The sequence below is a fragment of the Dyadobacter jiangsuensis genome, assembly GCF_003014695.1.
In the GTDB taxonomy this organism is placed as follows: domain Bacteria; phylum Bacteroidota; class Bacteroidia; order Cytophagales; family Spirosomataceae; genus Dyadobacter; species Dyadobacter jiangsuensis.
Window position 1 is genome coordinate 206,056 of the sequence record NZ_PYAS01000005.1, and the last position, 13,140, is coordinate 219,195.

General features: G+C 51.2%; 9 protein-coding genes. 3 read left to right on the forward strand and 6 right to left on the reverse strand.

Features of this window, described 5'->3' with window-relative positions; all coding sequences use genetic code 11:
- Positions 1-1,119, forward strand: coding sequence for an acyltransferase family protein (locus CLV60_RS12050; RefSeq protein ID WP_229210933.1), 1,119 nt, complete (start codon positions 1-3; stop codon positions 1,117-1,119).
- Here the strand turns inward: CLV60_RS12050 and CLV60_RS12055 are convergent.
- Complete coding sequence (locus CLV60_RS12055) at positions 1,116-1,946, reverse strand: polysaccharide deacetylase family protein (protein ID WP_106595636.1); 831 nt, start codon at positions 1,944-1,946, stop codon at positions 1,116-1,118. The two genes, CLV60_RS12050 and CLV60_RS12055, sit on opposite strands and share 4 nt — an antisense overlap.
- A 44-nt stretch (positions 1,947-1,990) precedes the next feature.
- On the opposite strand from CLV60_RS12055, the gene CLV60_RS12060 reads away from it, so the two are divergent.
- The gene (locus CLV60_RS12060; protein WP_106595851.1) at positions 1,991-3,211 is read left to right on the forward strand and encodes a metallophosphoesterase family protein; all 1,221 of its coding nucleotides are present in this window, start codon (positions 1,991-1,993) and stop codon (positions 3,209-3,211) included.
- A 201-nt stretch (positions 3,212-3,412) separates the two neighbouring features.
- Here CLV60_RS12060 and CLV60_RS12065 read toward each other — a convergent pair whose 3' ends face one another.
- From CLV60_RS12065 to CLV60_RS12085, 5 genes are all read right to left on the reverse strand, one after another.
- On the reverse strand, positions 3,413-3,799 hold the full coding sequence (locus CLV60_RS12065; RefSeq protein WP_106595637.1) for a TraR/DksA family transcriptional regulator: 387 nt from the start codon (positions 3,797-3,799) through the stop codon (positions 3,413-3,415).
- 190 nt (positions 3,800-3,989) lie between these two features.
- Entirely contained in the window at positions 3,990-4,970 is a 981-nt protein-coding gene (locus CLV60_RS12070; RefSeq protein ID WP_106595638.1) for a pyruvate dehydrogenase complex E1 component subunit beta, read from the reverse strand.
- 208 nt (positions 4,971-5,178) lie between these two features.
- Positions 5,179-6,054: a transglutaminase family protein gene (locus CLV60_RS12075; RefSeq protein WP_106595639.1), complete on the reverse strand. Its 876-nt coding sequence runs from the start codon at positions 6,052-6,054 to the stop codon at positions 5,179-5,181.
- Positions 6,044-8,596, reverse strand: a complete 2,553-nt coding sequence (locus CLV60_RS12080; protein ID WP_106595852.1) for a circularly permuted type 2 ATP-grasp protein — start codon at positions 8,594-8,596, stop codon at positions 6,044-6,046. The genes CLV60_RS12075 and CLV60_RS12080 overlap by 11 nt, the downstream gene beginning before the upstream one ends.
- Before the next feature lie 27 nt (positions 8,597-8,623).
- Complete coding sequence (locus CLV60_RS12085; protein WP_106595640.1) at positions 8,624-12,043, reverse strand: transglutaminase family protein; 3,420 nt, start codon at positions 12,041-12,043, stop codon at positions 8,624-8,626.
- Positions 12,044-12,266: 223 nt separating this feature from the next.
- Between CLV60_RS12085 and proC the strand changes: the two genes are divergently transcribed.
- A complete protein-coding gene (gene proC, locus CLV60_RS12090; RefSeq protein WP_106595641.1) occupies positions 12,267-13,070 on the forward strand; it encodes a pyrroline-5-carboxylate reductase in 804 nt (267 codons plus the stop codon).
- Positions 13,071-13,140 lie beyond the last annotated feature (70 nt).

Here is a 13,140-nt window from a genome sequence, read left to right on the forward strand (position 1 = left end):
GTGGACAAGAAAAAGCGCTATTTCCCGAATCTGAACGGTATCCGTGCCATTGCTGCATCGCTGGTGGTATTTCATCACCTCGAACAGGCCAAGCACGCATTGGGCATCGCCAATGTGTACGATATGCCCATTATCCAGCATGCAGGAAGGCTTGGCGTGGGGCTCTTCTTCGTATTGAGCGGGTTTCTGATCACCTATTTGTTGCTCGAAGAGCGTGGGCGGTTCGGGGATGTCGACGCCAAAAAATTCTATTTGCGCCGCGTATTCCGCATCTGGCCGATTTATTTCCTGATTATCGGGCTTTCCTTTTTTGTTTTTCCGCACATCCCCATTTTTGATTACCCGGGCATCGAAGAAAAACTGACCGTAAACCTGCCAGAACGGCTTACGTTGTTGCTTTTGGTGCTGCCCAACTTCGCATTCGTCCTCTACGACCTGCCCTACTGGTGCGCGCAAACGTGGTCCATCGGCGTGGAAGAGCAGTTTTATTACCTCTGGCCCTGGCTGATCAAATATCCCAAAAAGCGCATTCCGATATTTATTTTCTTCCTCGCATTAACGGCTGGCTTGCTTTACCTCGGGCTGGAAATAGCCGACCCGTCGGAAGAAACCCGGAAGTCGATGATCACGACATTCCTCGGCCAGTTCCGCATTCAGACCATGGCGTTGGGAGGCGTGTGTGCTTGGCTGGTTTATAATGACAAATTGAAATTCCTGAACTTCATTTTCCGAAAAGATGTACAGATCGTCGCCTACACGATCCTGCTCGCATTGTTTTTCTCAGGCGTGCATTTCTTTGGATTCCTCGAAGTATATGCACTTTTCTTCGCATTTTTTGTGCTGAATGTCTCCTGCAATCCGAACACGATCGTGCATTTGGGACACCCGGTGATGGATCACCTCGGCAAGATTTCCTACGGGCTTTACATTTACCACGTAGCGGTGATTGTGGTGATTATCAATCTGTTCGAAATGTATGCACCGGGCTGGCGGGATGGCAGTTATCAGGCAGTCCTTTATGTACTGAGCTTCGCAGGCTCCGTGGCAGTGGCTACTTTTTCTTTTAATTATATTGAGAAACCACTCCTCGCGTACAAAGACCGCAAGTTCGGTCGCTAGTTATTTGATTTCGGCAGTTCCGACATGGTGTAGAATTTCAATTTCTGCTTGTCCGCCTCGCGCAAAACCGCAGCCAGAAAACTCACATTAAAACCATATTTGCCATTCTTAGGCTCGCTGTATAGCGGCTCATGCCCGAAAATCATCAGTGCTGTGCCATTTTCCTTTGCTTCCAGAATAGCCTCGGCAATTTCCTCTTCGGTTACCTCGTCGTAATCGATCATCAGCGCATCCACTTTTTGCTCTCCGTCAAATATGTAGTAGATCGCATTCATCCAACGCGGCGGCCAGGCGTAGAGCTGAAAGCCCTTATATTTCCTTCTTGAAATGGCTACGTCCCGTAAAGTCGTAAATCCCTTTGCCAAAAGTACCGAATCGACGCGGCCGTTATGGTTCCCGCCCGGGTGCGCGTAGGAAGTGGGTTTGAAACCTGCCGCATTCATGTGGCGCAGCCCCGGTTCGAGCTCAGCCTCTATGTACCCTTTCGGGCCACCCGCCGTCATGAGTTCTGTGGATTTGGCATGGACGGTACCGTGGAAACCGATTTCGTGCCCCTCTTTTTCCAGTTGCTTCAACATGGCTGCCTCTTCCGCTTTCAGGCTATCCGGGCAGGTAATGAAGAAGGTTACTTTCGCATTGTATTTCTGAAATAATGGCCTGAGCTCGTACCACTCTTTGATAAAATGGTCGTCAAACGAAATGGCGATGCCGCCCGCACCTGGCTTGCCCGACGGGCTTCCGCAACCCCAGAATGCACCCGCCATTGTGACAAGCAGCACCCAAAGCAATCCTTTTAATGACCTTGAAGCAGTTTTAATGTATTTCAAAACTTCGGAAATGATCTGTTATTTTCGCTAAATTAATGACACGGATGAAAATACTGCACACCGCCGACTGGCATATCGGCAAAAAGCTCGACAACTTTTCCCGGCTGGACGAACAACGCCTCGTCCTCGAAGAAATCTGCGAAATAGCAGAACGAGAGGCCGTCGACGCGATTGTCGTTGCCGGTGATCTGTTTGATAACTTCAACCCGTCATCCGAAGCGACCGAGCTTTTGTATAGCACATTACACCGGCTTTCGACCAATGGTACACGGGCGGTCGTCGCCATTGCCGGCAACCACGATTCCCCCGAGCGCATACAGGTACCCGACGCCCTCGCGAAGGTGTGCGGCATTCTGTTTGTAGGTTTCCCCAACACGGAAATCAAGCCATTCTGCACGCAGGGACAGGTCGAAATTATCAAAACCGCGCCCGGATTTATCGAAATCAAGCTTCCTGATGCCCCGTTTCCCCTCCGCGTACTGCACACGCCTTACGCGAACGAGCAACGTCTGAAAACCTTCCTCGGCGTAGAAGAATCGGAAGAGGCATTGCGCATTCATTTGCAAGAGCATTGGCAAAATCTGGCCGATCAATATCTCGATGATAATGGCTTCAATCTGCTGGCAACCCACTTATTTGTGATGCAAAAAGGCGGCCCCATGCCCGAAGAGCCCGACGACGAGCGCCCGATCCTGCACATAGGCGGCGCGCAAGCCATTTACACCGAAAATTTCCCGAAGCAGGTGCATTACATTGCGTTAGGGCATTTGCACCGGTTTCACCAGGTGGATAGGATGCCGGCACCGTCTGTTTATTCAAGCAGCCCGCTGGCTTACAGTTTTTCGGAGGCCAATCAGAACAAATATGTGATCCTGATTGAAGCCGAAGCAGGAAAATTGGTCGGCTACAAGCCTATCGAGCTTTTGAAAGGCAAAAAGCTCCGCCGCAAAGGCTTCGACAGCATTGATGAAGCGATTGAATGGCTCGGCGAGCATTCAGATGATTTGATTGAACTCACGATCATTTCCGACAATTATCTGGAAGCATCCGACAAAAAGCGGTTAATGGAAGCGCATTCGGGTATTATTCAGATTATTCCTCAGATTAAAAAGAGCGAGGTGGCAGATACGTCGGCGGAAGTTGATCTTTCGCTGAGTATGGAGAAGTTATTTCAAGAGTATTTCAAAAGCAAAAATAAGGGCCAGGAGCCCTCCGAGGGCTTAATGGAGGTTTTCCGCGAAGTACTAGGCAGCGAAGCAGAATAAAAGCCATGGCGCGAAGGTCTCCTTCGTGCCTACTATTCGCAGGCCTCCGGCCGGCCCATACCGAAGACGCTTTTGCACAAATGACCGGCCGGAGGCCTGCGAATAGCGTGTGCAAAGCAGGAGCTTTGCACCATCGCACAAAAAAGCGGGCTACTCCTTTTGGAATAACCCGCTTTCTGTCCTATTTGGTCTTGATGAATATCAGCTAGCCCGTTTCAGCTTCGCTTCAATGGTTTGCTGTGTATGCGGTACGATGCGCAGGCGCTCTTTCGGGATCAGCTTGCCGGTGTCGATGCAAATGCCGTAAGTACCGTTTTTAATGCGGATCAGCGCGTTTTCGAGCTGTACCGAATATTTTTGAAGACGTGCCGCCAACTGGCTCAAATTCTCACGCTCACTGGCATCTGCCCCATCCTCCACCAATTTGGCTGCTCCGGCTGTTACGTCCGTGCCGCTATCGTTCTTTTTACTCAATCCTGTTTTAATGTATTCGAGCTCACTTCTTGTCGCTTCCAGTTTCCCACGGATCAGCTCTTCAAACTCCTTTAATTCTTCCTCTGAATATCTTGTTCGTTCTTCTTGCATAATCTGAATTGATTTGTTAGTCTACATCAAGGAGCGTTCAAAGCACAAAAGTACTAGTATTCTGCCTATTTCGGAATAGTATTTAATTAATAACCACTTTCAAATGAGAAACTTACTAACACCGACATCAGGGGCTATAATCAACAAAGCCAAAACCTGGATCGGTAATGGCTTTGCTGTGAATCTCTGAAGATTATTTATAAAGCACCGATTTCACGGCCTCTACCGTACGCTTCACGCTTGGCAGGATCTCTTCGATCAGCGTAGGCGCATATGGAAGAGGTACGTCGCGGCTGTTCACACGGATCACCGGCGCATCCATATAGTCAAATGCATGGCGCTGAATGTGGTAAGCGAGTTCCGAAGAAATGGCAGCCAATGGCCAGGCTTCTTCCACCACCACGCAGCGGTTGGTTTTCTTAACCGATTCGATCACGGTAGCGTAGTCGATCGGGCGAACAGTGCGCAAGTCAACCACTTCCACGTCGATACCTTCTTTTTCCAGTTGAAGCACCGCCGGCATTACCACGCGGGGGATCATTTTACCGAAAGAAACAATCGTTACGTCTTTACCCTGGCGTTTGATATCGGCTTTGCCCAGTGGAATGAGGTATTCTTCCTCGGGAACAGCCATTTTATCACCGTACATCACCTCCGATTCCATGAAGATAACCGGGTTGTTGTCACGGATAGATGATTTCAAAAGACCTTTTGCATCGTAAGGGTTCGAAGGAACGACCACTTTCAGACCCGGCGTGTTGGCAAACCAGTTTTCGAAGTTCTGTGAGTGCTGCGCGCCCAGCTGACCTGCATTACCGGTCGGTCCGCGGAACACGATCGGGCAACCGTACTGGCCACCTGACATCGAAAGAATTTTCGCCGCACTGTTGATGATCTGGTCGATCGCCACGAGCGAGAAGTTGAACGTCATGAACTCGACGATCGGGCGCAGGCCGTTTCCGGCGGCTCCTACCGCAATCCCCGCAAAGCCAAGCTCCGCGATAGGCGTATCGATCACGCGCTCAGGGCCGAACTCATCGAGCATTCCCTGACTCGCCTTATAAGCACCGTTGTATTCCGCAACCTCTTCCCCCATCAAAAAAATACTCTTGTCAAGGCGCATCTCTTCCGACATAGCGTCGCGAATGGCATCTCTAAATGCTATTTCTTTCATTCGTAATTCTGATAATTATTAATTCTTAGAAGAAACCACCGCAGCATCATTGCATCTGATACAGACCGACCTGCGCGGTTACATTAAAAGAGGTTTTGTACACTTATTTCAAAATGATCTGGTAAAATTAGGCAACACCGGCCAATTCTCAAATTCTTTACCGGAACCATTCTGTTAAAAAATGGGGTAAATGCAGCCCATTCCGGTATTAAATCGGGATCACGTCCACTTCTACTGAAAGCGTGTGTTTTCCGTAGCTGAAAATAATGCCTTTCAACGGCGGCACATCGCTGTAATCGCGGCCCCAGGCCGTGACGATATGGCGCTCACCGGGCACTACATTATTGGTCGGGTCGAAATCGCACCAGCCGTAATCGGGGATAAAAACCGAGATCCAGGCATGCGAAGCGTCGGAGCCCTGCAACTTGGGTTTTCCCGGCGGCGGAAGCGTTTCGAGGTACCCGCTCACGTACCGTGCCGCGAAACCAAAACTGCGGATACAGGCAATGGCGAGGTGCGAAAAATCCTGACAAACGCCTTTTTTAGCAGCCAGTACCTCCTTAATGGGCGTATTCACCGTCGTAAAATCGGGCATGAACTTGAATTCGGTGAAAATCTTCCGGCAAAGTTTCGCAACGCATTCATACAAAGGCACTTTATCATCAAAGCAATCACTGGCAAACGCCTTGATTTCCGCATCCCATTTCACCAGCGGGCTGGGTAATGTGTATTCCAAAACGGAAATCTTCGTCGCGCGGTCGCCCGTGAGCCGCTCCCTGGCCTCCCCACTCGTTACCGACGAGGGAATGAACAACGAGCCCGTACGCTCTTTCAAACGTTCGACGATCGCCGTCGTGAGCACCGTAAGCGTTTTGTGCGGCGAATGCAGAGAGAAATAATGGGTGGTATTACCATAAAAATCAACACGCTCGCTGATTTGTGCCGGTTCAGGAGTGATTTTAATGCTGAAATCCTGACAAAGCTGGTCGGGTAGCGTGCGTGGAGTGAGGCACACGAGGCTGTGGTAGTTATTCACGGCCTCGGCGTATTTGTATTCTGTTTTATGGATCAGCTTATACTTCATCCGTATCGTAGTCCATCGGTTCGAAAGAGTGGTGTATCAAAGTATGGCTGAAATACTGGTTGGTAAGATAAATGGATACCGAGCTAACCAGCCGTGCTACTTCCGCCAGCAGGCTGAAAAGCTCCTCCCGCTCGTCGTCCGCATTGCATTTACATAAATCCTGGATATTCGAGAGCTTGATCAGCGTCGAAGCCTTCAAAGCGAGCTTTTCGGCCTCATTCAGTCTTTCTCCGTGTGCAGTAGCCGGCAGTTCCGCCAGGTTTTTACCCAGCTCATCGAGCATGTAGGTTAGTGAATAAGGCAACCGCGGTTCCAGCAAAATCATATCCAGCATCGCCTCCACACTCAAATGCGACTTATAGATCTGCCGGTAATTCACCAGCATATGATGGTTGATCAAGGTGGCTTCGATCAGCTCATTCTCCACAGCAGCCGTACGCACCACGCCAAAATTCGACTGAATCACGCTGATTCTGGACAATATCCTTTCAATCAGTTTCCCGGTTTCCAGCAGCAGATAGCTGTTATCCCGCGGCATACTCTCCGCGATCACGCCCAGGAACGTAAACATGTTGTTGAACAGCCCATCGAGCGTCCGCTGGATGTTGGTACTGTTCATGTGCGACGCATTCCGGATCTCGTGGTAGCCATTATCGATCAGGTCCACAATGCGCCAGATTTCCAGCTCCCACTGGTTCCTAACCGCACCGACAGCATTCAGAAACGAGCCGATGTTCGAAGCGATCGTCCCGGCGCGACAATTGTCGGAAATCAATGCGATGATTTCCTTGTATGGATCATTCAGCTTTTCATCCCCATCCAAAAAGCCGGGATAAGTGGATGAAACGTGTGTCAGCGACTGTAAAAGCACCTTAATATGCTCCTGCTTCGCCGATCCACCGAAGTTGCGATCGAGGTTGAGCACATTGATGGTGATGTTCATAAACTTGATCACGGCCATCGTTCGCTCGCAGTATCGCCCAACCCAAAAAAGGTTTTCGGCACTCCGGCTCGGCAGCGACACGTGCTTGTTCACCGCAGCAGGCGTATTCAGGACAATCCTTTCCTGCGGTTCATCGGATTTATCGGAAACGATCCACGTATCCTTCGAAAAACCTCCCTGCTGATTGGAAATCACAAACCGGTCTTTCACCGCCGAGCTGCGCGTAAGTCCGCCCTGCATCACATGATAACCATTTTCATCAGCTACCATAAATGCCCGCAACGCTGCATACCGGGGCTCTATCACGCCATCGATCAATGAAGGGGTTGTGGAAAGGCTTACCTCCTGCTGCGCGATAAAGTCATGCGGCCGCTGGATAATCATCGCTTTCAACTTCTCCTTTTCCTCCTTGCTCTGGGTCCGGCCATAGATCGAGGCGAATTTGGATTTGCGATTCGCCTTTTTGATGATCAGCTCGTCGATATTATCGAGCACGTAACTCAGTTCCTTCTGATGCCCGCACCACCAGGTAGCCACATTAGGCATAATCAGCTTTTCCCCCAGGAAATACTGACATATATTTTCCATGAATGCGAGAAATGCATGATTTTCCAGCACGCTCGATCCCGGCGGGTTCATCACCTGCACATTACCGAGCCGGATTGCCTGCAAAAGCCCCGGCACGCCCAGGCGGGAATCTTCGCGTAATTCAAGTGGATCGCACCAGTCGTCGTCGACGCGGCGGACGATCACATCCACTTTTTGCAGCCCGTCAATGGATTTCAGCCACACGCTCCCGTTACGCACGAGCAGGTCGTCTCCCTGCGCGAGCGTGTAACCCAGGTACGAAGCCAGGTAAGCATGCTCGAAATAGGCCTCATTGCCCGGTCCGGGGGTAAGGTAAACAATATTCGGGGCGTCTCGGGTTTTGTCCGACAGCCTGAGAACTGTGTTTTGGATACTGTTAAAAAAAGGCGAGAGCTTGCTCACATACATGCCGTCGGCCAGCTCGGGCAGCAGCTTGCTCATCACAATGCGGTTTTCGAGCGTGTAGCCTGAACCCGATGGCGCCTGAGTGCGGCTGTCGAGCACCCACATTTGCCCATCCGGGCCACGTGCCATATCGGCCGCGAACAACGTCAGCTGCCGCGGGCCGGGGACTTTGATATCAATGCAAGGGCGTAAAAATCCTGTGTTTTCAAAAACGAGCTCCGCCGGAATGACGGCATCTTTGACGAGATTTCTGGGCCCGTATATGTCCTTCAAAATGAGGTCGAGCAATATCGCCCGCTGCTGCAACCCTTTCGAAATCTTGTCCCATTCGCGGTGCTCAATCAGGAACGGGATCGGGTCGAGCTGCCAGGGGCGGTTCATGCCGTCGGGACTGCCGTAGACGTTATAGGTCACGCCATTCTCCCGCAGCTTGCTGATAATCTCCTGATTACGGTTTTGAAGCTCCCCGATGCCCAGTTTTTCCAGTGTGGCAAAGAGCGCCTGCCAGTTCGGCTTCAATTTTCCGTTGGTATCCAGCACCTCGTCGTAAGAAGTAAGGCCGGCTTGATAGGATTGTAACAGGTTCACGGAAGCCTCGGTAAGCATATTCAAAATCAGGGTTATACTGCAAATCTATCGCGATTTCCAGAATTTGCGTAAATCCAGTGTATTGGGATACTCCGGATTGATCAGTTCGATCGGGGTGTCGCCGCGCATTTCCTTTTTCGTTTCGGCTACAAACCGGGAAACGCCCGAGGATGTCTTCTCCACAACCGGCACCTCGCGGGTAGCCGACGGCGTATGCCCAAATCCCTGGAACAAGCTGATTTTGCGTGATTCGGCCTCGAAAGCATTGACCGGATAAGTATCAAAACTGCGCCCGCCGGGGTGCGAAACGAAATAGGTACAGCCGCCCAATATACGGTTATTCCAGGTATCCACAATATCGAAAACCAGTGGTGCATCAGCCCCGATCGTCGGGTGTAATGCCGATGGCGGGTTCCAGGCCTTATACCGGATTCCCGAAACATATTCGCCCTTAATTCCCGCGCTCCGGAGCGGCACACGGCATCCATTGCAGACCAAAATATGCCTTCCTTCCACAAAACCGCTCACTTTTACCTGCAACCTTTCGAGCGAGGAATCCACAAACCGCGCGGTGCCGGCATTCGACAATTCCTCTCCCAAAACATGCCACGGCTCGATGCCCAGGCGCAATTCCAGCTGTATATTGTCGACCGTGATGCCGCCATAGTGCGGGAAACGGAATTCGAAGAATGGATCAAACCACGAAATATCGAAATTGTAGCCCGCCGCTTTGAGGTCGTTCACCACATCCACCATGTCCAGGTAAGCGAAATGCGGTAGCAGGAAGCGGTCGTGGAGCTCGGTGCCCCAGCGGATCAGTTTATGTTTATAAGGTTCCTTCCAAAACTTCGCAATGAGCGCGCGTATAAGCAGCGTCTGCACGAGGTTCATGTGCTTGTGCGGAGGCATATCGAATGCGCGGAACTCTAAAATACCCAGCCGTCCGCTCGACGAGTCGGGCGAATACAGCTTATCCATGCAAAACTCCGACCGGTGCGTATTACCGGTGATGTCCACCAACAAATTCCTGAAAATGCGGTCGACCATCCAGAATGGCACTTCGCCGTGTTCGGGAATCTGGTCAAATGCGATTTCCACTTCGTAAAGCCGCTCGTCGCGGCCTTCGTCGATGCGTGGCGCCTGGCTGGTAGGGCCTATAAATGGTCCTGCGAAAAGGTAACTCAACGCCGGGTGATGCTGCCAGTAGGTCAGCAAACTACGCAGCAGATCGGGACGGCGCAATATCGGACTGTCGACCGGCTTGGCCCCGCCAATGGTCACATGGTTACCACCACCCGTGCCGGTATGCCGGCCATCCACCATGAATTTATCCGTGCCTAACCGCGAGAAGAATGCCTCTTCATACAATGCACTGATGTTATCGACCAGCTCCTGCCAGTTTTTCGCCGGATGAATATTTACCTCGATTACGCCGGGGTCCGGTGTAACGATCAGTTTCTGCACACGGTAATCCGATGGTGCCGGGTAGCCTTCAATGCGCACCGGCATTTTTAGTTTCTCCGCAGTGGCTTCAATGGACGCCATCAGGTCGAGGTAATGTTCCAGGTAATCCGTCGGCGGCAGGAAAATGTAGATAATGCCGTCGCGCTCCTCGACGCAAATCGCCGTTTTGATCACCGGCACGTCAAAAAGAAGGTTATTCTGGGTTTCTTCTTCTTTGTTTTTCTTTGAATCTTGTTCCTCGTCAACCGGCTGTACATTCAATGGCAACTCATAAGCGGGCGCTACCGAGCCGTACCGTGCCTGCACAATAGGCTGGTAATCTGCCAACGCAGGCAAATCTTCAAACGGGCTGCGCTCCACAGGCTGTTCACGGCGTTCTTTGGCAATCTCCGGCAGCGAATTCAACGGCAGCCTGTAACCCATTGCCGAATTACCGGGAATCAGGAAGCAGTTGCCGCGCCGGAACTGCCAGGCCGTGCTAGTCCAATGCACCCCGTCCCACCTGACAGGTATCACGAACCCCGCAGGGTTATTCAGGCCCTTTTCGAGCAACTTGGCCAGCGTCCGGCGTTCTACCGAATCCTTCAAATTCACTTTCAAAGGATCCACATTGACAGGCAGTTTGCCCTCTTCCATTGCCCAGTAAACAGGATCTTCGTAAGCCGGCGTAATGTTGTTGGTATCGAGGCCGAGGTATTTGGTTAATTCATTGGTAAAAACCTCAGCATCCCCGAAAGCATATTTTGTTTGACCCTCTTTCGCCACAAGGTCATCGTTTTTCCACATCGGAACGCCGTCATTCCGCCAGTACAAGGCATATTGCCAGCGAGGGAACAATTCACCCGGGTACCACTTGCCTTGCCCGAAATGCAGCAGTCCGCCGTGCGCAAACCGGTTTTTAAGCCTCAATGAAAGATCATATGCCAATTGCCGCTTCAACGGCCCATCCGCCGCCGTGTTCCATTCGGCCGATTCGTAATCATCTATGGAAATAAAGGTAGGCTCACCACCCATGGTAAGGCGGACGTCGTTTTCCTGCAAATCCTTTTCCACATCGTAGCCCACTTGCATTACCTGGGCCCATTGTTCTTCCGAATAGGGCTTGGTCACCCGCGGATCTTCGTGAATGCGAAAAACTTTGTTATCAAATTCAAAAGTCACCTCGGCAACATCCGTAGCCCCCGAAACCGGGGCTGCGCTGGCGTAATCGGGCGTGCAGCAGAGCGGAATATGCCCTTCACTGGCAAAAAGGCCGGAAGTAGGATCCAGACCGATCCATCCCGCGCCCGGTACATAAGCCTCCGTCCATGCGTGCAGGTCGGTAAAATCCGCCTCCGGACCCGAAGGCCCGTCGAGCGACTTGATATCGGAAGTGAGTTGCACCAGGTAACCCGACACGAACCGCGCCGCGATGCCCAGATGCCTCAGGACCTGCACCAGCAGCCACGCCGAATCGCGGCAGGAACCGCTTTGAATTGTAAGCGTCTGCTCGCAGGTTTGCACACCCGCTTCCATTCGGATATTGTAATTAATGGCCTTGTATAGCTCCTGATTAAGGTATACCAGAAAATCGACCGTCTTAATATCCGGCTGAATATTCAGATTCGCAATAAAATCCATCAGAAGCGGACCGGCCTCGCGCGGCTCGAGATAGGGCCCCAGCTCCTTTTCCAGGGTCGCTTCATATTTGAACGGATATTTATCCGCATAATCCTCCACAAAAAAGTCAAACGGATTGATCACCTGCATTTTAGCGATCACCTCCACGTCGATGCTCAGCTCGGTCGTCTTTTCCGGGAACACAACCCGTGCCTGGTAATTTCCGAACGGGTCCTGCTGCCAATTGATGAAATGGTTTTCAGGCGTAATTTTCAGCGAATAGCCCTCGATCGGCGTACGTGAATGCGGCGCGGGGCGCAACCTGAAAATATGCGGTGAAAGTGAAACACTCCGGTCGAACTTATATCTTGTTTTGTGCGAAATAGCAACTTTTATAGCCATAATAGGAGTATTACAATAAAATTAGATAATTTGGCAAGAGGGAAAATACATTACCCTAAACAAATGCTTTGTCCGTATTTTTCAAAATATAAGACTACAACAAATACTGATTACAGAATTTTCTTCAAAGGCATTTGCCATACCCTGCAACACAGGACTGATAATTCCTTAAAAGTTACGACATTCGCCAAAATCCTTACGATACCATTAGTTTAGTCCAAAAATGAAAATTGCTATCATCGGCTGCGGCAACATGGGCATGGCCTTCGCCCGCGCCTTCCTGAAATTTGACCTCGTTAAAAACCAGGACTTCTTACTGGTTGAAAAAAGCACCGACCGCATGGACAGCCTCACGAGCTTCCAGCCGGGCGTGATCACGGGCATAATCGGCCCGCAGATCAGCGAATACGACCTGATCATCCTTTCAGTGAAGCCGCAGGATTTTCTTTCGGTAGCCGGTGCGCTCAAAGAAGTGATCAAGCCCAGCCAGGTAGTGTTGTCGATCATGGCCGGCGTCACGATCGAAGGCATTCAGAATGCATTGGACCACAAACCGGTGATCCGCGCGATGCCGAACACGCCCGCAATGCTTGGAATGGGGATCACCGCCTATTCGGCATCACCCGAAGTAGATATTCATCAATTGCGTAAAATAGAAAACCTCATCAATGCAACCGGCCGGTCGGTATTCCTCGAAGACGAGGAGCAACTGAACGCCGTGACGGCATTGAGCGGAAGCGGTCCGGCTTACTTTTTTTACGTCGTAAAAGCGATGATCGAAGCCGGCAAGCAAATGGGCTTCGAAGAAAACGTGGCCGCATTGCTCGTGAAACAAACCATGCTGGGCTCCTATCACCTGATCAACACCGCCGATAAGTCGCTCGACGACCTGATCAAGGCGGTGGCTTCCAAGGGCGGCACCACCGAGGCTGCATTGCGCCAGTTTGAAGCCGGAGAACTTGATAAGACACTTGAAAAAGGCATTTTCGCGGCGCAGGTGCGGTCGGCGGAATTGTCGAAAGGATAAAAAGCCTCGCGCGGGCGCGCACAATCGTGCTCCCGCGCGGGCGACACTTCATAATCATCAAACTTTGAAA

What these genes read in the sequence shown, in the direction of transcription:
- CLV60_RS12080 (WP_106595852.1), bottom strand. Translation starts at nt 8,596, where the DNA reads ATGCTTACCGAGGCTTCCGTGAACCTGTTACAATCCTATCAAGCCGGC.
- proC (WP_106595641.1), top strand. Translation starts at nt 12,267, where the DNA reads ATGAAAATTGCTATCATCGGCTGCGGCAACATGGGCATGGCCTTCGCC.
- CLV60_RS12075 (WP_106595639.1), bottom strand. Translation starts at nt 6,054, where the DNA reads ATGAAGTATAAGCTGATCCATAAAACAGAATACAAATACGCCGAGGCC.
- CLV60_RS12070 (WP_106595638.1), bottom strand. Translation starts at nt 4,970, where the DNA reads ATGAAAGAAATAGCATTTAGAGATGCCATTCGCGACGCTATGTCGGAA.
- CLV60_RS12085 (WP_106595640.1), bottom strand. Translation starts at nt 12,043, where the DNA reads ATGGCTATAAAAGTTGCTATTTCGCACAAAACAAGATATAAGTTCGAC.
- CLV60_RS12060 (WP_106595851.1), top strand. Translation starts at nt 1,991, where the DNA reads ATGAAAATACTGCACACCGCCGACTGGCATATCGGCAAAAAGCTCGAC.